The organism is Sphingobacteriales bacterium, assembly GCA_016699615.1.
In the GTDB taxonomy this organism is placed as follows: Bacteria; Bacteroidota; Bacteroidia; order Chitinophagales; family JADIYW01; genus JADJSS01.
Genome location: CP064984.1, coordinates 1,646,230 through 1,668,368 on the forward strand (window position 1 = coordinate 1,646,230; position 22,139 = coordinate 1,668,368).

Below are 22,139 nucleotides of genomic sequence, written 5' to 3' on the forward strand. Positions count from 1 at the left end.
TAGAAAAACTTCATATATGAAAAGTATTACCATAAGTACAATAACAGCAATAGTACTTTTTACAATAAGTTGTAAAAAAGAAGGAAGTACAGCAAATAATAATACTTCAGTTCAATCTAGGTTAGTAAATAAAAACTGGAGATCAGCAAAAATGAAATCAAACGGCGTTTCGTTAAACAAATGGTGTTGGATGGGAAGTTTTTATAATTTCTATGAAGATGGAAACGTATTTATTACAGAAGGAAATAATTATGGTTTGTGCGAAGGAAATGTACCAGGTAAAATCAGTAAATATAAATATACAATATCAGATGATGAGAAATGGTTGGTAATAAATGTCAAAACACCAGTAGAAGATTTAGATTCATTTATGATAGTTCTATCAACTGAAAATAAATTAAACTTAAAAAGAGAGATAAATAAAGGCAGTGTTTTGTATCCTATGGAAACTTGGGAAGATGAATTGAGTGTACAATAACAAACAAAATCATAGAAATAATTTGTACAGAAATAAAAAATAAAATAAATTATTTTACGCTTAATTTATCTTTTATTTTCTGTTCAATTTCAGCAGACATCTCAGGATTATCAGCAAATAATTGTTTTACTTGGTCTCTACCTTGTCCAATTTTTTGACCTTCGTAGCTATACCAAGCACCACTTTTTTGTATAATACCCAAGTCTGCTCCCAAATCTATAATTTCCCCATCTTTAGAAATTCCTTTACCAAAGAAAATATCAAATTCAGCAGTTCTAAATGGAGGCGCCAATTTATTTTTCACCACTTTAATTCTGGTTTCGTTGCCAATCACATTGCCTTCCTTATCTTTTATTTGTCCAATTCTTCTAATATCTAAACGTATTGAAGCATAGAATTTTAAGGCATTTCCACCAGTTGTTGTTTCAGGACTACCAAACATCACACCTATTTTGTCTCTCAATTGGTTAATGAAAATACATGAACAATGTGTTTTGTTAATAGCACCAGTTAGTTTTCTCATTGCTTGACTCATCAAACGTGCATGTAAACCCATTTTACTATCGCCCATGTCACCTTCAATTTCACTACGTGGTACTAATGCAGCTACAGAGTCTACTACTACCAAATCAATTGCAGCAGAACGTATCAATTGCTCTGCAATATCCAATGCTTGTTCTCCATCATCTGGTTGAGTGATGTAAAGATTGTCAGTATCCACACCTAATGCTTCTGCATATTTTTTATCAAATGCATGCTCTGCATCTATGATAGCACAGATTCCACCTCTTTTTTGAGTTTCTGCAATAGCATGTATAGCGATTGTCGTTTTTCCAGAACTTTCAGGACCATATATTTCTATGATTCTTCCACGTGGAAAACCATTAATACCTAATGCTAAATCTAAGCCCAAAGAGCCAGTTGGAATTACTTCTGCATCAACGATAGAGTTATCACCTAACTTCATCACTGTGCCTTTCCCATATTGTTTGTCTAACTTATCTAAGGTAAGTTGTAGTGCTTTTAGCTTATTGTCATCTTTATTTTTTTCGCTCATATTATATAGACGTATTTTTATTGAATTTCCACAAAATAAGCATATTTTTTTAAATAAAACAAAAACCAATTATTTAATATTTGAGATGGCTGTTTTTATTATTAACGCTATTTTAACTCAATATTTTTTAGTTATTTTGCAACTTTATTAACAATAATTTCTTCTATAGATATAGAATATTTAATCTGAGCTGATTTCTATGAAAAAAAGAGTGACCAATTTATTTATCTTAGCTCATTCTATTGGAGATTTGGTTATCCTAAATGCTGCTTACCTTATTGGCCACTTTTGGGCATTTTGGGGTAAGCCTATTCAATTGTTTTCAGAGATGTATTTGCAACTTTGGATTTATTTGAATCTTCTATATTTCGTATCTGCTCAGATTTCTGGCACATTTGACATGTATCGAAATACAAGATTTTTTACTTTATTATCATCATTGGTAAGATTGTTTTTCTTCCAAGTTGTTTTAGCATTTTCATATATAGTTGTATTTAAAGATTTGAATAATACATTCAAAATTTCAAGAGAATTATTATTAGTTACTTATGCTACATCTTTTATTCTTACAATTATATGGCGTTTTGGATTTATAAAAACAGTAAGATTTTATAGATCTAAAGGTTTTAATAATAGAACTGTACTTATTGTTGGTGCTGGGCATTCTGCACAAGAATTTAAAAAAATGCTTGAGCATAGAATGGAATATGGATATAAGTTTTTAGGTTTTTTTGAGGATCATCCAGAAAAATTTAGCGTTGAGGTAAGAAAACACATATTAGGAAATATCGAAGATGCAAAACTATATGCATTGAGAAATGAAATTGATGAAATATTTTGTGCATTACAACATAATGAAGAATCAAAAATTAAAGATTTAATACAGTTTGGAGATGAAAATTTAGTAAGAGTAAAAATTGTTCCAGACATGTCAAGATTTTTATCACATCATTTAAATAAAATAGAAATTGACTATTACGGACAAATTCCTGTAATGACCTTGAGACCAGAGCCATTAGAAAGTTTTGTTAATCGATTCATAAAAAGAGCATTTGATATTCTATTCTCATTTTTCATTATTACATTTGTGCTTTCATGGTTGATTCCTATTATTGCAATCATTATTAAAATGACATCAAAAGGTCCAATATTTTTTATACAAAAACGCTCGGGTTTAATGCGAAATACATTCGATGTGATAAAATTTAGAACCATGTATGTCAATGATAAAGCACATGAATTACAAGCAACTAGAGATGATGTCCGCATTACGCCAATAGGAAGATTTCTAAGAAAATATAACTTAGATGAACTACCTCAGTTTATAAATGTATTCTTCGGACATATGTCTGTTATTGGACCAAGACCACATATGTTAAAACATACACATGAATATTCAAAAATTATTGATAAATTTATGGTCAGACATTTGATAAAACCTGGCATAACAGGTTGGGCTCAAGTGAATGGATTTAGAGGCGAAACTCGAAACCACGAAAGTATTGTAGATAGAGTGAAAGCAGACGTATGGTACATAGAGAATTGGAGTTTTGCACTAGATGTAAAAATTATTATTATGACAATTATCAATATGATTAGAGGAGAAGAAAATGCATTTTAAAAATATTCTATTAATAGCACTATTTACACTAGTAAATATATTGCCCAATTATGCTCAACAAGAAAATCTTTATTTAAATAGAGAAATGAGTATCATTTATGAGAAGGACTTGAATAAAATGGACAAACCAATTTTTCATTCTTCAATAAAACCATATAATGCAGGAGAAGTGTACGAGCATGTTTATCCTGATACAATTATAAGACTAAATAGGTTGAAAAAAAACAGACTGGTTTAGCAAAATGATAAATGTTGTTGGCTTTGAGAATTTTTTAGAGTTTGATGAAAAAGGATATGTAAAACATAGAAATGATGTGGTTGCAAATCCATATGAGCCAACTTATAATGACATAACTTTTGATACAGGATATGTAGATAGAAAGTTTTATGTAGCCATAAATCCATTATTAAACTTTGGAATGGGTATAGATTTTTATACAGGAAATTTAATATCTCAAAGAACTATCGGATTTGAGTTAAAAGCAAATATTGGCAAAAAAGTATCATTGTATACATCAATAACAAACAATGTTGCCAAATTTCCTACACATGTAGCACTCTACTCATTTGCAACAGTTGCAGTTCCAGGCGAAGGAAGATCTAGACCAACAACCAATAATACTTATGATTTTTCTTCAGCAGTTGCATATATATCATACAGTCCAGTTAAACAATTTAATATGCAAATTGGAAATGGAAAACATTTTATTGGTGATGGTGTTCGCTCTTTATTTTTATCAGACAATGCATTTAATTATCCATACTTACAACTTACAGCCAATGTATGGCGAATCAAATACACATCAATCTATACAGAATTATTAAATAATATTAGAAGAGGTACAGATTTTACACTTGGCTATCAACGCAAGTTAGCCACATTCAACTACCTAAGTATCGACGCAGCTAAATGGTTACAAATTGGTGTGTTTGAAGGCATCACTTGGAGAAGAACAACAGAAAGAGGAAATACTTTTTTCGATTATAATTTTATTAATCCAATTTTGGGTGTGCGTGCATTTCAGAAAAAATTGGCACCAAACACAACTAAAATATATGGAATGAATATAAAAGTACCATTGCCAAAAAATTTAGTAGCATATGGTCAGTTTGCCTTCCAAAGTTGGGGAAGCAAATCATCAGATCAAAGAAAAGTGGCATTCCAAGCAGGAATGAAATATTATGATGTTGCTAATGTGCCAAATCTAAATTTACAAGTAGAATACAATCAAGTAAGACCATTTATGTATCAAGGTTCAGATAGTGTATTATCTTACAGTCATTACAATCAGTCAATTACGCATAGCATGGGCGCAAACTTTAGAGAATATTTGGCTATTGTTAATTATCAATGGAAACGTTTATATGCATCATATAAATTTAATTTCACTCAAGCAGGTTACGATTTCGTTGGAGACTTTACAACAAACGAAAACTATGGAAACAACATATTAAAAGCAAGCAAACAAACAGCAAATGATGGTAGTGTGAGCATGCTTAATGGTACAGCATATAATATTTTAAATAATGAATTTAGAGTAGGATACATATTAAATCCGAAAATAAATTTAGTAGCAGAACTAAGGTTGCAATTAAGAAATTATACAAGTAATAGTTTTAATTTCTCAGAATTCAACAGTCATAATTTTGGATTTAGCATATATACTAATATATTTAATAGATACTACGACTTGCCAGTTTTATATTAAAAAAACTAAAAATCAAGCACATATACGCAGAGATGAGATTTTATTCTTATTTTTGTAAAATGAAAGTGAGAAATATGCACAAAATACTTATCAGCCTTGGACTTTGTCTACTTATATCTACATTAAACGCACAAGATAATGGCAATACTACTGTAAGTACAGAAGCTACAAAAACAGAAACGAAAGGCGTATCGCCAGAAGTAAAAGCAAAAGTAAATAAAGCAAAAGATAGAATACTAATAGAATTCGGATTAAATCAAATGCTAAACAGACCAAATGATTTAAAAATGAGTGCATTTTCAAGAAGTCTTAATGCCTATTTTACTTATGATGTAGTTTTAGGGAAATCAAGATTTAGTGTTGCACCAGGAATTGGAATAGGAACAGATAATTATTATCATAAAAAAAATGGCATAGCATGGCCAAATAATACCAACTTACAAGATACTATCACATCATTTCCATTACTTGGAGATTCTGTTACTGCAAAAAAATCTAAGCTAGGATTAGTTTACGCAGAGATTCCTTTGGAATTTAGATTTCGCTCAAAACCAAATAAAAAACAAACATCTTGGAAACTAGCAGCAGGTTTCAAACTTGGATTCTTGTTAGCAAGCAAATGGAAATACAAAGGCGAAGATATAGAAACTGGCACAGGAGAAGTAAAATTCAAAGAATTTAAAGTAGCCAATGTAAACAAATTAAGATATGGCGTATATGTGCGTGGTGGATATGGAATTTTCAATCTATATGTTAATTATCAAATATCATCTGTATTCCAGAAAAACAAAGGACCACAAATGTATCCATTGCAATTTGGTATAGCCATTTGCGGTTTGTAATATTTTAAAACATTCTTAAACTAAACAATACATACACTATCAGTTATTTTTAATTAACTTAGTGAGTGTAAATCTAATCCGATTTTTTAAATCGGATTTTTTTATCAATACAATAGAAAAATAAATTATGGATAATAAAGTATATATATTTGATACAACACTTAGAGATGGTGAACAAGTGCCAGGTTGCCAGTTAAATACAGTCGAGAAAATTGAAGTAGCGATAGCATTAGAGAAATTAGGCGTTGATGTTTTAGAAGCAGGATTTCCAATTTCATCACCTGGAGATTTTAATTCAGTTGTAGAAATTTCAAAAAATATTACCAATCCAACTATTTGTGCATTAACAAGAGCTGTGGCACAAGATATAGAATGCGCAGCAGAGGCACTAAAATTTGCAAAAAGAGGTAGAATACACACTGGAATTGGAAGCTCAGATATTCATATCCAAAATAAACTAAGAACGACAAGAGAAAATATATTAGAAAAAGCAGCGTGGGCAGCAAAATATGCACGTAACTTTGTTGATGATGTAGAATTTTTCTGCGAAGATGCTGGTCGTGCAGATTTAGAATTTTTAGCAAAAATGGTAGAAACAGTAATTGCTAATGGTGCCACAGTAGTAAATATTCCAGATACAACAGGCTATTGCACGCCAGACCAATATGGTGCAAAAATTGCCTATTTGATGAATAATGTTCCAAATATTGATAAAGCAATTTTATCTGTTCATTGTCATAATGACTTAGGTTTGGCAACTGCAAATTCAATTGCTGGTTTAAAAAATGGTGCAAGACAAGTTGAGGTAACTATGAATGGAATTGGCGAACGTGCAGGAAATACTTCATTAGAAGAAATTGCAATGATTCTAAAATCACACAAAGAGAGTATAAATCTTTACACAGATATTAATGTAAAAAATATTTATCCAACTTCAAGATTAATCACAAGATTGATGCGTATGCCAGTACAAGCAAATAAAGCAATTGTTGGTAGAAATGCATTCTCACACTCATCAGGAATTCATCAAGATGGCGTATTAAAGAATAGAGAAAATTATGAAATAATCAATCCACAAGATGTAGGTGTGCCAGAGTCATTAATATTATTGACAGCAAGAAGTGGACGCGCCGCGCTTAAACATAGATTAGAATTAATTGGATATAATTTAAGTACTGAAGAATTAGATACAGCATACCAACAATTTTTGAAAGTTGCTGATGCAAAAAAAGAAATTAATGATCAAGATTTATTAGAAATGATGGGTGAAAACACATCTGGGAAAATGTATCAGATTGTTGATTTATCAGTGAATTGTGGTAGTAAACACCATGCAGAAGCAAGTGTAGAATTAACCAAAAACGACCAACACCTAAAAGCAACAGCAGAAGGCAATGGTCCAGTAGATGCTACACTCAAAGCAATAGATAAAATAATAAATAGACCAAATAAATTAGAAGAATATTTAGTACAAGCAATTACTGGTGGCAGTAATGATGTAGGTAAAGTTCATATCCAAATTTCTAGAGATGGTGTATTTTATTATGGTTTTGGAGCAGACACAGATATCGTATTTGCATCAGCAATGGCATATATTGATGCATTAAATAAAACAGTATAACTAGTATTGGATTACACCTAAACTGTAAGGTTTTATCGAAATAGTATTGTTCTGAATAGTTTCTTTCTTAAGCTCAATGAATTCGTTTTTTGTTGGATTATCTTTTATAAAATGAGCTTCGCCAGTGTGTGCGTATAGCTTATTTGCAACTATATAATTGTAGTTTATTGATTTAACTACAGCATCAATTTTTAGATTTATCTGATGCCCACTAGAATTTGAGAAATAAAGATATTGTTGATTTGTCTTTGTACTATAATATGCATATAGCTTAAACTGTTTGATTTGTTGGCTCAACTCAATAGCTACAATCTGAGCCTCATCTTTGATAACAATATCAGTAAGGAATTTATAAGAGAAATAAGTTGCACTAGCAAATCTTGTGTTTTCTTTATAAGTATATTGTATGTTGTTTTTTGCACCAGCTATTAATCCACCAATATCATGCATGCATGTAACATCAAAGACATAATTTGAATCTTGAGCAATAATTTGATTTAAAAATGTGCCTACAAAATCTGCTTGCAAAAATGTATTAAAAGCATAAGCATTCCAAATATTCCATTCAGTAAGCCATAATTTTTTTGCTTTGTTTTTTTGTATAGATTTAAAGTATTGTATTGTATTAGGAACAAATTCAGAAGTCGCAGAATCTATTAAATTAGAACTTTTAAGATAAATATTGTCAAATACTTTTTGTCTATCATCAAACGGAAAATAATGGTGAATAATATATGCATCAAAATCTTCTTGGCTAATAGCCAGATTCCATTTATGCATAAATTGGCTTCTTTTATCAGTTAATTGATTTAGATTTAATGGCTCTGCAATTAAACCAATAGGAATATCTGGATGATATTTTCTCAGAGCATGTATATATCTTTTAATTGTATCAGTATATACTTTTGCATTTGGGAAAATATGTCTATAATTTCCTAAATTAAATTCGTTGCCCAATTCTACGCCAACAACTTCTATATTCTGTTCTTTCAATTTCTTAATTACATACAACATTTTTTCAGGACTACCATTTAATACATTGGCGCAATAAATTGCTTTAGCATTAGATTGATGACAAAGCGAGATAAAATTTTCAATGATATTGTATTTTCTATCTTTTGTCTGGTTGTATAGCATAATCAAAGGTTTGGCTATTGGTCTCTTCAATGGATTGTAGCCATATCCAGGTTCATCAGGTTGATAATCGTTGGCAACGCCACCACCAGGAAATCTTAATATTTGGTTGTTACTAGATTTTAATAAATGGACAAAATTTGAATCTTTATCAATTTCTGTATTCCAAACAAATCCTGTATTCATGCCAAATATATTTCTGTTAATTTGTTTAGGAAAGCTCTTGTCAATGTGAATTGAAATATCAAACGTTTGATTATCTAGTACTATTTCTTGATTATCTTTCTTAATATTCTTCTTCTTTTGGAATTGCTTTACAATAACAAGCAATAGAAAACAGATTAGCACATATTTAAGAATTTTCTTTTTCATTTTGTGCTGCTAATTTTTGTTCTTTCCAATAAATTTTTTCTTTTACTCTGTAATATTCGATAAAGGAAAAGAAATAAAACAAGCCAAAAGCACTAATGGCGAAATCGCCACTAAACATACCACGTGCAAAGGTAATTGCACAGCCTAAAATTCCCATATTAAAGAAAATATCTTTTCTATAATGTTTTACTTTTATTAAAACATATAAAGGATATAAAAACATAGATAATTGGAAAATAGTACCAATAATACCATGAGCTACTAATATACCTACAATGCCACAATCAACAAATATAAACTTACCCATATTAATAAATAAGAGTTCTGGTTTAGGGTAACCAATACCAAAGAAAATCTGATTGGGATGTCGTTCAAAATAATTATAAGCATTAGTAAACTGAATAATTCTTGAGTCAGCTGAGGCTTCCCCTGTTTCCATACCCAACATAAATTTAAAGAAATTGATAAACATATCTGCTGTAAATTGCAGAAGCAACGGGTTTATATACCAAATTACACCAGCAATAATTGCAACTAATATGATTATTTGGAAGAGCCTGTTAACTGTTTGATACCACCTAACTCTAACAAACATATAAAAAAATAAAGGAATTAATACTGATAGTATTTCTGTTCTTTGTTTATCAAAGAAGAATAAATAAGCAGTAAACATTAAAAATCCAATAAGATGAAAAAACTTATTTTTTACTACGAAAACGACAAAATGATATGATAGTGCAAATACAATATATACACTTGATAAACGCCAAATATAGCCACCTTTTGATTCATTATATCCAACTAAGCCTTCGTCTTCTTTATATCCTTGTGGATCCATATAAATATTGATTAGAACATACATTATCAAATTAAACCAACCAACTAATACTCCCGCTAAGCAATATTGTTTTACAGTTATCTTCTCATATCTAATTAGATAATATAATAGACTTGCAGAAAATACAATATATTTAGATAAACTTGGGAATATTGCTTTTAATATCTTTACATCAAGTGTAAAGTGCGTAGCTAATGCATTGTATATTGGTACAAACGCCCATGCAATAACAAATAAATCAATGACAGTGAATCTTTTATAGATAAATACTGCTGTGTAATAATATACTCCAGTAAAAATCAATACTAAAGGTATTAATATGATAACAAATATACCTGCAAATGATGATGTAGCCGAAAATTGTGAAAATGTACTGCTATTGCAAAATAAAGTATATATAAAGAGAAAAATCAATTTTCCTTCATAGCCTTCTTGGTCTCTTGTGTACAATACAGTATCTAGAAATTTCTTTGCCAATTATTGTGTTGCTTTGTGTTCAAATAAGTAAACGCCAAAAATACTCGTTTTTTGTCGAAAATAATTATAGTTCTCTGGTTTTAACAGCATTTTTTGAAACACAGTATCAGATTTAATTTTCTTTAATCTAAGTAATATTGGTGTAACATAGATAATATCTGGTTGTTCTTTGCTTATTACGTCAGAAAAATGAATGCTGGAATCTTGAAAAATCTGATTTGGATTTATAGATGTAAAATTTTGAGTCATCATGGTACTCAATCCACCTTCAACATCTAAAATTTTAATGGAATCATTTTTATACTTTTTTTCTAGGTATTGAATGGTTTTTTGGTTCATCCGTCCTTTGTTTGAGCCAAACATATCAAAATATTTAAAATCTTTAGACTTTGCAGCAAATACCGCAAATAAGCAAAAAATAATTAAAATAAAATAAGCATCATTTTTTAGCTCAATTTTATCAAACAACATAGCAATGATAAATAGACTTGTTGGAAACAACATGACCATATAATGCATCCTTGGATAGGCATAAATACTAGATAGAACAACAGGAATAATGCCAATTAATAAAAAGAATACTAGTAGATGATGTTGAATGAATCTATTCTTTATATTATTAAATTTGCTTTTGTAAATAATAAAAACTAAGGCAAGAACTGATGTGATGAAAAATATTTTTTTGCTACACACAAATTCAATCGGCAACAAAATAGAAGCAAATATTGTAACAATATTTTTCCCAAGTTCAGACAAATTAAAGAAAACATGTTTCCAAAAGTAGCTTTCAGTATTTAATATAATGTTTTTTAAATTATATGGTGGAGGAAAGCATTTTTGTAGAATTTCTGGCCATTCGTACCAGAACACGAAATGTTCTTTTGTCCAAATGGCATAATTGTGCGCAAAGTGCTGTACAAATGCAAATGAGCCACGACTCGTGTCGCCACTTGTGAATGGTGTTTTGTATAAAAAATAGATTACACAGAATAATAAGATAAATGCCAAAATTGGATAAGCATTGCCTTTGCTGATTTTTATTTTGTATGTATAGATATAGATTATTGAAAATATTACAAATAACACAAATGCAACATATAATTCTGGTCTTGCAAATGATGCTAATAATAGAGCAGCACTGAACACAAGTAATTGATCGACTTTTGAAGAGATATAATTTACAGCAATTGTAGCTATGAAAAATAAGATAATTGCAAAATGTGAAACTTTTGGCCAAACAGGTAGGTTATATGCACTATACAACCACATAGATGCAAAAAAGAATGCAATTGATTTTGGTGTACGGTATACAATTAAAAACAAATAAGCTAATACAGCAGTTGTAATGCTTAATACCTTGAAATTGAGATAATATAACTCTACTCTATTGTCATTGAATAAGGATAGTATTTTATACCAAACAGAATACAATGGACTACTGTTTTTTGGATAAGCATGCCATAACCATAAACCTCTGTCAAGATATCTTGCTTCATCCCAAAGTAAGACATCCATATAATTTTCTAAATTATAGGTAATAATTATGCCTAATACAATAATTAGAATGATTGCAATTAGATTTATAGTCTTACTATTTTTTATTCTTTCCAATTTTATTCTTTTACTAATAAATAAGCATTATTCACGCCATCAATATTTTCTCTTTTATATTGATAATTGTCTGGTTTTGAAATTATATTATTAAATAAAGTGTCATTCTTTAGCTTTGTCCATTTCATCATTGTAGGACTAACAAAAAATAATATCTGGTTGCTTTTGTTGCATTAAATCTGAAAAATATATTTTTCATCAGCAATTAATGATTTAAAATCGTATATCGTATAGTTTTTTTGCATTAGAGTTGGCAACATTCCATCAGCATCAAAAATACAAATTGTATCTGATTTGTATTTCTCTTGTATATAGTTGATGGTTTTCACATTTGTCATGTCTTGGTGTGTGCCAAACATATCAAAATATATATAGTCTTTTGCTTTTGGTGCAAATGCTATAAATAATAAAAATAAAAGTACACAATGTTTAATGTTTAAGGTTGAATTGTTGATGAATATTGCAACAAGAAACCACAATAATGGAATTAACATAATAAGATAATGTGTTCTCGGATATGCATAAATACTCGATGATATTGATGGCAAGCATGCAATCACAAATAATAATAAAATGTATCTATATTTTTTAATAGTAATGTTTTTTGTTATTCTATTGCTATAAAAAATAAGTAAGAATGTAAATGGTACTATTATTGTAAAAATCAATTTCTTACTAAAAAATGAATATGGCACAATAATAGATATTATAATATCAGATATAGAAATGATAAGCATTTTTATATTATATAGAATATGTTTTAAAAATATTCCATCACTATTAAGCACAATATCTTTTAACCTGAATGGTTCATCTACGTATTGACGAATAATGCTTTTCCATTCATACCACCACAGCAAATCTTGCTGATTCCATGTTGTAATATTGTAGGCAAGATGTTGTATTAATACACCAACACTTCGTTGGCTATCATTATTATTAAAAGGTGTTTTATATAGTTTGTATGTAAGCAAGGTAAGTACAACTAACACTACAAGACTAACTATTTTAGATAGATTTATTGACTTCTTTTCTTTAATTAGAAAATAGATAACCATACATAAACTTATTAGAAAAGACAAGTATAACTCAGGACGTGCATAACCACAAAAAAGAAATGCTATACTAAAAATTATGGTTTTAATTAGATAAGAAGTGCAATAGCTAGCCAATATTGCAGCAAATAAAACAAGCTGGATAGAAAAATGAGAAATTTTTGGCCATGCTGGAAGATTATAACTATGATGTAACCATATTATACTCAGAAGAAATGCGATAAAAATATTAATAGAATATCTACGCAACATGAAATACAATAAGCATGCACTAGAAATAGTCTGAAGCTTAAAATTCAAATAATATAAATTTATTTTATCAATTTCTATATATGATAATAACTTATACCAAACAGAATATATTGGTCCCCAAGTATTCGGAATTATTTTCCAAAGCAAAAATCCTCTATCTAGATATATTGCTTCATCCCAGAGCAACACATCCATGTATTGCGCAAGCTGGTAGGTAAGTACAATGCCAGAAATACATAATAAGAATACCATTAATAAGTCTTTACTATCTAACTTGTTCTTATTTATATCATTATTTTGCATTACAAAAATGTACTAAGATAGCATAAAATATGTTTATCTTACAGTACAATTATTTATATCAATGAGCGTTATTCAATTAGATAAGGTAAATAAAATTATATATGTAGATAGTGTATTCAATATATATGGAACATTTGCAAACGAACATTATGCACAAATTATTCAGCAGGAAATTGAACAAAAATGGAATGCTGCTGATGGTAAAGTATTGTTATTTGAGCAAATTTTTAAAGTAATTTTTAGAGTAAAAATTGTAATCTATAATTTAATACTTCCAGATACAATTTTGCAAAACGAAGATTATATCAATAATTATATAAGAATTGAAACTGCATCGAAGATGCATGTATCTTTTGTTGATGGAATATTGTCAAATTCAGGATATTTTATAACATCAAATTTAGAACAAGGCTCAACAGTAGCACATGAATTTGGACACATGTTGGGTTTGAAACATCCTGATGTTTTGGATATTAGAGGAAAAGGTCAACCAAGTATTATGTACCCACGTGGTACTTTGGTTGATCCTGCTTTTCAATATGATGCACAAGCAATTGCTGGACAACCAGGCGGCACTATCAATCCAACAGTTAGAATTGTAACACAAACTGATATTGATAATTTAAAAATTGCACAGCAAATAGATGCAAACCAGTTTTTCTTAGGAAAACTAACAAATAAACACCACGAAATTTTTATTGCACCAGAAAATAGCTAATAAAATAAATGAAAGCATTATTACAAAAGCATAAAACATTAATTTTTCTCTTATTGATTACATTTCTATTGAGATTTATATTGTTTCTAATTTTTATGCCTTGGAAACCAGAAATGGAAAATAATGTTGTATTGTTGTATGATGCAGTTGGCTACCAAAAATTAGCATTATCTATTTTGCATTTCTTTCACATCAAAACGGAAGTATTGCGCACACCAATTTATCCTGCGTTTGTAGCTGGAATATACGCAATCTTTGGCATCAAACCATACATCGTAATCTTTTTTCAAATTCTATTAAGCACTTGTACTGCCTATTTTTTTTATAAAATTGTTGAGCAATTATGCAGTCAAAAAGTGGCAAATATAGCATTGCTAATATTTGCAATAGAACCAACACTCATATTATACACTACATTTTTGTATTCAGAAATATTATTCATGTTCTTTACCATACTTAGTTTGTGGATGCTTTTATTAGGTTTGAAAAATCAACAAATAAAATATTTTATTTTATCATCTATAGCATTAGGTTTGGCAACACTTACAAGACCAGCAGGACAATATTTAATTCTAGTACATATAATAATTATATTGATTTACAATAGGAACTACATTCAAAATATCAAATATGCAACAGTTATTTTCTTAATATATATTGTTAGTATTTCTCCTTGGGCAATTAGAAATTATGTATTTCATGGTAGATTAAAAATATCAAGTACTATGGAACATAATGCATTGATATTATCAAGCTTTTATACAGCATTTAAAAGTTCGCCATTACCAAAAGATACAATTATAAATCAGTTTTTAGTACAAGTAAAATTAATGGCACCTGATAGTTTAAAAGACAAAATGCCCACAAATGCTGTAGAGCTAAATAAATCGCAAAGCTTTGAAAATACTGAAGTATTTGCTAAAGTAGCAAAGCAATATCTAATGTCGCACAAAAAAGAATTTATCTTAGCACAAATTAAAGGTGCTATTAATTTACATATTAATATGGGCACAGAACAGTACATGCTTAGGTTGCATCAAGAAACCAAACGTTGGAATATTAGAGATAAAGTTTCATTAGGCTTATTTGGTGCTGCAAAGAAATTTTTTGCTACGAAAACACCAACAGAAATATTTCTAGGGTTATCTATCTTATTGGTATTGGGCATAATATATTTTTCAACTATAATTGGAATCTTTTACCTAATAAAACAAAAAAAGTATTTTGTTTTATTGTTTTGTATATTAAATATTGGCTACTACGTAGCATTGTCAAGTATATATCCAACACCACGTTTTCGAAATCCATTTATGCCTTTTTATATTTTTTTAGCAAGTGTTGGCATCAATTATTTAATGACTAAGAAGCATGTCCTAGAAAATCAATAATACTTTTTTCCATGTCTACTTCATCAGATTTTGGAATAAATTTTTTGCCTAAAATATTTTCATACAATTCAATATATCTATCAGAAATAAGTTGAACAACTTCATCTGTCATTTTAGGAACTATTTGTCCTTCTTTTCCCATAAAATCATTTTCTATCAACCAAGTTCTTACAAACTCTTTCGATAATTGTTTCTGTGGCTCATTGTTCTGCAATCTTTCTTCATAGCCATCAGCATAAAAATATCTCGAAGAATCAGGCGTGTGTATCTCATCCATCAAATAAATTTGATTTCCAATTTTTCCAAATTCATATTTTGTATCAACCAAAATCAAATTTCTTTCCATTGCCAATTCAGTACCTCGCTCAAAAATGGCATGTGTATATTTTTCTAATTGTTCATAATCTTCTTTTGAAACAATATTTTGTGCTATAATTTCTTCTTTCGATATTTCTTCATCATGCCCAATACTAGCTTTCGTGGTTGGTGTAATAATTGCTTGACTAAGTTTCTGATTTTCTTTCAATCCATCTTCTAATGTCACACCACAAATTGTTCTAACACCAGCTTTATAAGCTCTCCACGCAGAACCAGCCAGATACCCACGAACTACCATTTCTATTTTAAATGGCTCACACATTTTGCCTATTGTTACATTAGGATGTGGAGTTGCCATTACCCAATTAGGCAAAATATCTTTTGTTTTTTCTAAATGATAATTTGCAATTTCATTTAATATTTGACCTTTGTAAGGAATTGGCTTTGGCAAAACTACATCAAAAGCAGAAATTCTATCTGTAACTATCATCACCAAAATATCAGGAGAAATGGTGTACACATCACGTACTTTTCCTTTGTAATAATGTGTTTGCTTGGGCAAGGTAAAATGCGTTTGTGTAATGCTCATAGTGCTTTTTTAAAATCTAAATTTAGATACAAATATAGCACCATATTTCTCACTTTCAATCAAGTTTTTTTATACTTAATTTATAGGAAATTTAAAAACATTATAAATTATAATCAAATAAATTATGTAAATAATAATTATTATTAAAATTTATAAACAAATACTTTTCTTATCAAATTCTGAACTTTTAATGCTCCAAATTGGGTAATTTCTAGGATTTTTTTGCAAGTCACTTATTATTTTATCCATATTTTTTGTTATTGTTCATAAGCTCATGTTAATATTTAAGTCAATAAAAATAGGCATCTTAAACTATTATCAACATTGTATGCACAAAAATTTTTATTTTATCCACAATGATTATAGATATTAACACTGTTTAAAGTGTATTTTTTGTGCAGAAAGTGGGATAAAATGGCAAATTTCGCCTAATTTTGTATGAAAGAATTTCATGCTAGCATTCACAGGACATTATGAAGTAAAAATTGACGCCAAAGGAAGACTAAAACTTCCAGTCGATTTATTACGTCAAATTCCTGATGAAACAAAAAATACTTACGTACTCAATAAAGGATTAGACAACTGCTTGAGATTGTATCCAATACAATTGTGGAATCAAGTAACCAAAGAACTAAGTAGACTAAGTACTTTTAGAACTAACGAAAGACAGTTCTTGAGATTTTTTTATCAGGACGCAACAAATATTGAGCTGGATTCGAGTGATAGAATTTTGATTCCAAAACGACTACAAGAAAAAGTTGATATTCAATCAGATATTGTAATTCTTGCATATCATGACACAATTGAGATTTGGAGCAAAGCTGTGTACGATAGCACAATTAAAGAACCTGAAAACTACGCAGATATGGCAGATAATATTTTGAGTAGTTTAAATCAAAACAACCATTAAACTAATAATACATGTATCATATTCCAGTCATGTTGAAAGAATGCATACAAGGTTTAAATATTAAGCCTAATGGAATCTATGTAGATGTAACATTTGGTGGTGGTGGACATTCAAAAGAAATTTTAAATCATCTTAATGAAGAGGGAAAATTATTTGCCTTCGATATTGATGATGATGCTCAGAAAAATGAGATTAATGACAATCGTTTTGTACTTATTCAAGCAAACTTCAGACATATAAAAAAATTCTTAAGACTACATCAAATAACAAAGGTTGATGGCATTTTAGCAGACTTCGGTATTTCATCACACCAAATTGATGCTGCAGATAGAGGTTTTTCTATACGTTACAATGCAGACTTAGATATGCGTATGCAACAAAACCAAACAATTACTGCAAAAACAATTGTAAATACTTACGATGCTCTTCAGTTGCAAAATATTTTAGGTTACTATGGCGAAGTACCCAATGCAAGAACATTAGTAGCAGCAATTGTTAACCATCGAGAAGTAGAGCCAATCAATACAACAAAACAATTAGTAAAGATTTGCCTACACTACGTAAGAGGAAAAGAACATAAATATCTAGCTCAGGTGTTTCAAGCAATTAGAATTGAAGTGAATGATGAGTTGAACGCAATTAAAGATTTTTTACAACAAGCATTCGAATTACTAGACAATCAAGGAAGATTAGTAACACTAACCTATCATTCATTAGAAGATAGATTAGTAAAAAATTTTATCAAAACAGGAAATATTGATGGAAACATTGAGAAAGATTTTTATGGTAAAATACATAGACCATTTTCATTAATTAATAAAAAACCAATATTAGCAACACCAGAAGAGATAGAACAAAATTCAAGAGCAAGAAGTGCAAAATTAAGAGTAGTAGAAAAAATAGCATGACAGAGAATATTGAAAATATAACAACTGATACATCAGCAACTACTCAGAAAAATAAATTTCAGAGAGTAGTTGAAGGCATGCTACGTGTGCTTGGAATTGATGAGTTTGTTACATATGTACAAGTACTAAAAAATTTCTTTGTTGTACTAACAATTGTCTGTATTGGAATCATCGAAATATTTAATACGCATTTAGCAGAGCGTATGACGAGAAGAATAAATAACAAAAAACAAGAGATAAAAGAATTGAGATGGGAATACATGTCTGTGAATGCTGAGAAAAACGAAAAAACAAAACAATCTGAGATTCAAAAATTAGTACTTCCATTAGGCTTAAATCCATTGCAAGAACCACCTAAAAAAATTGAAATTGAAAAATGACTGTAAAGACTAACATATTATTGCGTATATACCTTATTGGCATCATTTGTTTGCTATTTGGTGTTGCTGTGTTAGGGAAAGTCTATCATATTCAAAACTATAATCACAAATATTGGAAAAACTTAGCAGATAGTTTATCTACAAAAATATTTGATGTAGAAGCAGAACGAGGAAATATATATTCAGCAGATGGCGAATTATTAGCTACAACAGTACCATATTTCGATGTATATGTAGATTTCGGTTCAAATGCTATGACAGATGAATTATTTAAAGCTAATATAGATTCATTAGCATATTATTTTTCAAAAACAAAAAAAGATAAGTCTGAACAACAATATAAAAAAGAACTAACGAATGCTAGAAAATTAGGCAAAAGATATTACCCAATATTTAAGAATATAGATTTTGTTCAACTAAATAAAGTAAAAACATGGCCATTATTTAGAGAAGGGAAATACAAAGGTGGACTAATTATAGAAACCAACCAACCACGATACAAACCATTCGGATTTTTAGCAGACAGAACTATTGGCTATGTAAAAAAAGATGGGAAAAGAGTTGGAATTGAAGCAAAATACAACAAAGAACTTTCTGGAGAAAATGGAAAAATGCTAAAACAAAAAATTGCAGGTGGAACATGGATGCCAATTAGAAAAACAGGATATATAGAACCAAAAAATGGAAAAAACATTCACACTACAATAGATATTAAAATCCAAGATATTGCATCATCTACATTGTTAGAAGCACTTCAAACATACAATGCAGAATTTGGCTGTGCCGTTGTAATGGAAGTAAAAACTGGTGCAATAAAAGCTATTGCAAATTTAGGGAAAAACAAATCTAACCAATTTATTGAGAGATACAATTATGCAGTAGGAGATAGATTTGAGCCAGGTTCTGTATTCAAACTTGCAGGCTACCTAGCATTATTTGATGATGAATATATCACTCTAAAAGATTCTATCAATACAAATTATGCAGTAGCAAATTTTGGTGTGTTGAGGCTAACAGATGATAACCATAACACACAATATAAATATCTAACACCAGAAAAAGCAATGGCAGTTTCTTCCAATGTTGCAATTGCAAAATGGGTAACAAAATTCTACAACGATGATAGAAAAAAATATTACTCAAAACTTGCTCAATTTGGTCTAACAACTAAAACCAATATCGAAATTCAAGGTGAACAAGAACCATTAATCAAACTACCAGAAAATTGGAGTTATTATTCATTACCATGGATGGCGCATGGCTACGAAGTAAAACTTTCTGCATTGCAAATTCTTGCATTTTATAATGCTGTTGCAAATGATGGATATAGAATTCAACCATACTTGGTAGAAAAAATTACACAAAACGGAAAGTCAGAATATATAAATAACAAACATGAAAAAGTAAAAATATGTTCTAAGCAAGCAGCAGAATCTGCCACAGAAATTTTAAAGGCAGTAATTAATGACGTAAATGGAACAGGACATAGAATTTATACACCACATTTTGAAATTGCAGGAAAATCAGGTACAGCAAAAATGAGTTTTGGTACAAAAGGATATACAGATAAAAACCTATCAACTTTTGTAGGTTTTTTCCCAGCAAACAATCCATTGTATTCATGTATCGTAATGATTGGTGAGCCAAAAGGTGAGATTACATCTGGTGGCTATATTTCTGCTCCAGTTTTTAGAATAATTGCAGATAAAATCATTACATCAAATATTAAAAATAACCAAGCAATTAATAAAGATACATTGCTAGTCAAACAAAATCCACCAAAGTTTATCACAGCAACCAATACAATAGACGATATTCTAAAAATCTACGATATAAAATATAAAAACAACAGCCAACTTAATTACGATTACGCTTATGTCAATATTGATAATATAAATAAGAAAGTAAACATTCAGCACATCAATGCAAATACAAAGAAAGTACCAAATGTAAAAAATATGTTGTTGGATGATGCAATCTACATTTTAGAAAACGCAGGCCTGAAAGTAGGATTTTCTGGAAAAGGAAAAGTAAAAACACAAAGCATACAAGAAGGAACAGACATTATTAAAGGCACATACATACATCTTAATTTATTTTGAAAAACTTAAATAAAATATTATCACAAGTAGCATATTCCAAAATGATTGGAAGCGAGGATGTAATTATCAATAACATAAAAATTGATTCAAAAAGCATTCAACAAAATGATTTATTTATTGCAATCAAAGGTACAACAATAGATAGCCATCAATTTATTGATGATGCAATTGCCAAAGGCGCAACAGCAATTGTATGTGAAGTTATTCCAGCACAACTAAATTTAGATATCACATATGTTTTAGTAGAAAACACTAGAAAGTCAGTAGCACAATTAGCAAATACATTTTATGGACAACCTTCATCAAAATTAAAATTAGTTGGCGTTACAGGCACCAATGGTAAAACAACAACAGCTACCTTACTTTTCCAATTGTATAAAAACTTAGGCTACAAAGTAGGTTTGTTATCTACCATAGAAAACAAAATTAACGATGCAATTATACCATCAACACACACTACGCCAAATGCAATAGAACTAAATAGATTATTGTCTGAGATGGTAGAACATGGTTGTGAGTATGTTTTTATGGAAGTAAGTTCACATGCTATTCATCAAGATAGAATAGAAGGCTTAGTATTTGCTGGAGCTATTTTCACAAACATCACACACGATCATTTAGATTACCACGAAACTTTCGATGAATACATCAAAGCAAAAAAGAAATTTTTTGACAATCTTCAACCAACAGCATTTGCATTAACCAACATAGATGATAGAAGAGGCACAGTAATGTTGCAAAATACTAAAGCAAAAACATATACTTATGCCATAAAATCAATTGCTGATTTTAATCTAAAAATAATTGAGAATACTTTCACAGGTTTAGTATTACAATACCAACAATTTGAAGTACATACACAACTTACAGGAAGATTCAATGCATATAATTTATTAGCAGTATTGTCGTGCAGTATTTTATTAGGCAATGATGTTCAAGAAACATTAAAACAAATTTCATTACTAAAAACAGCAGAAGGTAGATTTGAAATAGTAAAATCAAAAAATAATATCGTTGGAATTGTAGACTATGCACACACACCAGATGCGCTAAAAAATGTTTTAGACACCATTAATGCAATTCGCACAGGCAATGAAAGTTTAATAACAATAATTGGTTGTGGAGGAAATAGAGACAAAACAAAACGACCAGAGATGGCACACATTGCATCAGAACTAAGTAGCAAGACAATACTTACTTCTGATAATCCAAGAAATGAAGATCCAAATATTATTCTTGATGAAATGCGAGTAGGTGTGCCACCACACAATTTCAATAAAGTAAGTATTGTAGTAGATAGAGAAGAAGCAATAGTTAAAGCGTTCAATACGGCACAACCTAATGATATTATTCTATTAGCAGGTAAAGGACATGAAAAATATCAAGAAATAAAGGGCATAAAGCACCCATTTGATGATAAAGAGATTTTAAATAAAATACTGAACAATAATTAATG

At 29.6% G+C, this 22,139-nt stretch carries 19 protein-coding genes; 13 read left to right on the plus strand and 6 right to left on the minus strand.

Translation table 11 applies throughout. From position 1 onward, the window contains the following. Nucleotides 1-16 precede the first annotated feature (16 nt). Nucleotides 17-478, plus strand: a complete 462-nt coding sequence (locus IPK18_07855; protein QQR96831.1) for a hypothetical protein — start codon at nt 17-19, stop codon at nt 476-478. A 49-nt stretch (nt 479-527) separates the two neighbouring features. On the opposite strand, the gene recA is transcribed toward IPK18_07855, so the two are convergent. After that, nucleotides 528-1,535, minus strand: coding sequence for a recombinase RecA (recA, locus tag IPK18_07860; protein QQR96832.1), 1,008 nt, complete (start codon nt 1,533-1,535; stop codon nt 528-530). Between the two features lie 199 nt (nt 1,536-1,734). Here recA and IPK18_07865 point away from each other — a divergent pair, with 199 nt between their 5' ends. From IPK18_07865 to IPK18_07885, 5 genes are all read left to right on the plus strand, one after another. Then, the gene (locus IPK18_07865) at nt 1,735-3,156 is read left to right on the plus strand and encodes an undecaprenyl-phosphate glucose phosphotransferase (GenBank protein ID QQR96833.1); all 1,422 of its coding nucleotides are present in this window, start codon (nt 1,735-1,737) and stop codon (nt 3,154-3,156) included. After that, nucleotides 3,146-3,394, plus strand: a complete 249-nt coding sequence (locus IPK18_07870) for a hypothetical protein (protein ID QQR96834.1) — start codon at nt 3,146-3,148, stop codon at nt 3,392-3,394. Before IPK18_07865 ends, IPK18_07870 begins: the two co-directional genes overlap by 11 nt. Nucleotides 3,395-3,398: 4 nt before the next feature. Next, entirely contained in the window at nt 3,399-4,865 is a 1,467-nt protein-coding gene (locus IPK18_07875) for a hypothetical protein (protein QQR96835.1), read from the plus strand. A gap of 74 nt (nt 4,866-4,939) precedes the next feature. Further along, complete coding sequence (locus IPK18_07880; GenBank protein ID QQR96836.1) at nt 4,940-5,707, plus strand: outer membrane beta-barrel protein; 768 nt, start codon at nt 4,940-4,942, stop codon at nt 5,705-5,707. A 127-nt stretch (nt 5,708-5,834) separates the two neighbouring features. Further along, nucleotides 5,835-7,328, plus strand: coding sequence for a 2-isopropylmalate synthase (locus IPK18_07885; protein QQR96837.1), 1,494 nt, complete (start codon nt 5,835-5,837; stop codon nt 7,326-7,328). Here the strand turns inward: IPK18_07885 and IPK18_07890 are convergent, their stop codons facing one another. The 4 genes from IPK18_07890 to IPK18_07905 form a co-directional block, all read right to left on the minus strand. Next, nucleotides 7,329-8,834 carry a hypothetical protein gene (locus IPK18_07890; protein QQR96838.1) on the minus strand — a complete coding sequence of 502 codons (1,506 nt, stop codon included), beginning with the start codon at nt 8,832-8,834 and terminating at the stop codon, nt 7,329-7,331. Then, the gene (locus IPK18_07895) at nt 8,815-10,149 is read right to left on the minus strand and encodes a hypothetical protein (protein QQR96839.1); all 1,335 of its coding nucleotides are present in this window, start codon (nt 10,147-10,149) and stop codon (nt 8,815-8,817) included. Before IPK18_07895 ends, IPK18_07890 begins: the two co-directional genes overlap by 20 nt. Then, the gene (locus tag IPK18_07900; GenBank protein QQR96840.1) at nt 10,150-11,760 is read right to left on the minus strand and encodes a hypothetical protein; all 1,611 of its coding nucleotides are present in this window, start codon (nt 11,758-11,760) and stop codon (nt 10,150-10,152) included. 173 nt (nt 11,761-11,933) lie between these two features. Continuing rightward, nucleotides 11,934-13,370 carry a hypothetical protein gene (locus IPK18_07905; GenBank protein ID QQR96841.1) on the minus strand — a complete coding sequence of 479 codons (1,437 nt, stop codon included), beginning with the start codon at nt 13,368-13,370 and terminating at the stop codon, nt 11,934-11,936. A 61-nt stretch (nt 13,371-13,431) separates the two neighbouring features. On the opposite strand from IPK18_07905, the gene IPK18_07910 reads away from it, so the two are divergent. Next, nucleotides 13,432-14,088: a peptidase M10 gene (locus IPK18_07910; protein ID QQR96842.1), complete on the plus strand. Its 657-nt coding sequence runs from the start codon at nt 13,432-13,434 to the stop codon at nt 14,086-14,088. Between the two features lie 8 nt (nt 14,089-14,096). After that, nucleotides 14,097-15,476, plus strand: coding sequence for a glycosyltransferase family 39 protein (locus IPK18_07915; GenBank protein QQR96843.1), 1,380 nt, complete (start codon nt 14,097-14,099; stop codon nt 15,474-15,476). Here the strand turns inward: IPK18_07915 and IPK18_07920 are convergent. Next, entirely contained in the window at nt 15,448-16,383 is a 936-nt protein-coding gene (locus tag IPK18_07920) for a phosphoribosylaminoimidazolesuccinocarboxamide synthase (protein QQR96844.1), read from the minus strand. The genes IPK18_07915 and IPK18_07920 overlap by 29 nt on opposite strands. Before the next feature lie 451 nt (nt 16,384-16,834). Here IPK18_07920 and mraZ point away from each other — a divergent pair, with 451 nt between their 5' ends. Genes mraZ through IPK18_07945 form a run of 5 tightly spaced genes read left to right on the plus strand, consistent with a single transcriptional unit; the run spans nt 16,835 to nt 22,137 of the window. Then, entirely contained in the window at nt 16,835-17,293 is a 459-nt protein-coding gene (mraZ, locus tag IPK18_07925; protein QQR96845.1) for a division/cell wall cluster transcriptional repressor MraZ, read from the plus strand. Between the two features lie 11 nt (nt 17,294-17,304). Then, nucleotides 17,305-18,201, plus strand: coding sequence for a 16S rRNA (cytosine(1402)-N(4))-methyltransferase RsmH (gene rsmH, locus IPK18_07930; protein QQR96846.1), 897 nt, complete (start codon nt 17,305-17,307; stop codon nt 18,199-18,201). Then, nucleotides 18,198-18,581, plus strand: coding sequence for a hypothetical protein (locus tag IPK18_07935; protein QQR96847.1), 384 nt, complete (start codon nt 18,198-18,200; stop codon nt 18,579-18,581). Before rsmH ends, IPK18_07935 begins: the two co-directional genes overlap by 4 nt. Next, nucleotides 18,578-20,683: a transpeptidase family protein gene (locus IPK18_07940; GenBank protein ID QQR96848.1), complete on the plus strand. Its 2,106-nt coding sequence runs from the start codon at nt 18,578-18,580 to the stop codon at nt 20,681-20,683. Before IPK18_07935 ends, IPK18_07940 begins: the two co-directional genes overlap by 4 nt. Continuing rightward, nucleotides 20,680-22,137: a UDP-N-acetylmuramoyl-L-alanyl-D-glutamate--2,6-diaminopimelate ligase gene (locus tag IPK18_07945; protein QQR96849.1), complete on the plus strand. Its 1,458-nt coding sequence runs from the start codon at nt 20,680-20,682 to the stop codon at nt 22,135-22,137. Before IPK18_07940 ends, IPK18_07945 begins: the two co-directional genes overlap by 4 nt. Nucleotides 22,138-22,139: the final 2 nt, after the last annotated feature.

Coding starts and splice junctions, on each gene's coding strand:
- IPK18_07880 (QQR96836.1), top strand. CDS start 4,940: ATGCACAAAATACTTATCAGCCTTGGACTTTGTCTACTTATATCTACA.
- IPK18_07920 (QQR96844.1), bottom strand. CDS start 16,383: ATGAGCATTACACAAACGCATTTTACCTTGCCCAAGCAAACACATTAT.
- mraZ (QQR96845.1), top strand. CDS start 16,835: ATGCTAGCATTCACAGGACATTATGAAGTAAAAATTGACGCCAAAGGA.
- IPK18_07870 (QQR96834.1), top strand. CDS start 3,146: ATGCATTTTAAAAATATTCTATTAATAGCACTATTTACACTAGTAAAT.
- IPK18_07875 (QQR96835.1), top strand. CDS start 3,399: ATGATAAATGTTGTTGGCTTTGAGAATTTTTTAGAGTTTGATGAAAAA.
- rsmH (QQR96846.1), top strand. CDS start 17,305: ATGTATCATATTCCAGTCATGTTGAAAGAATGCATACAAGGTTTAAAT.
- IPK18_07915 (QQR96843.1), top strand. CDS start 14,097: ATGAAAGCATTATTACAAAAGCATAAAACATTAATTTTTCTCTTATTG.
- IPK18_07935 (QQR96847.1), top strand. CDS start 18,198: ATGACAGAGAATATTGAAAATATAACAACTGATACATCAGCAACTACT.
- recA (QQR96832.1), bottom strand. CDS start 1,535: ATGAGCGAAAAAAATAAAGATGACAATAAGCTAAAAGCACTACAACTT.
- IPK18_07865 (QQR96833.1), top strand. CDS start 1,735: ATGAAAAAAAGAGTGACCAATTTATTTATCTTAGCTCATTCTATTGGA.
- IPK18_07940 (QQR96848.1), top strand. CDS start 18,578: ATGACTGTAAAGACTAACATATTATTGCGTATATACCTTATTGGCATC.
- IPK18_07910 (QQR96842.1), top strand. CDS start 13,432: ATGAGCGTTATTCAATTAGATAAGGTAAATAAAATTATATATGTAGAT.
- IPK18_07890 (QQR96838.1), bottom strand. CDS start 8,834: ATGAAAAAGAAAATTCTTAAATATGTGCTAATCTGTTTTCTATTGCTT.
- IPK18_07885 (QQR96837.1), top strand. CDS start 5,835: ATGGATAATAAAGTATATATATTTGATACAACACTTAGAGATGGTGAA.
- IPK18_07855 (QQR96831.1), top strand. CDS start 17: ATGAAAAGTATTACCATAAGTACAATAACAGCAATAGTACTTTTTACA.
- IPK18_07905 (QQR96841.1), bottom strand. CDS start 13,370: ATGCAAAATAATGATATAAATAAGAACAAGTTAGATAGTAAAGACTTA.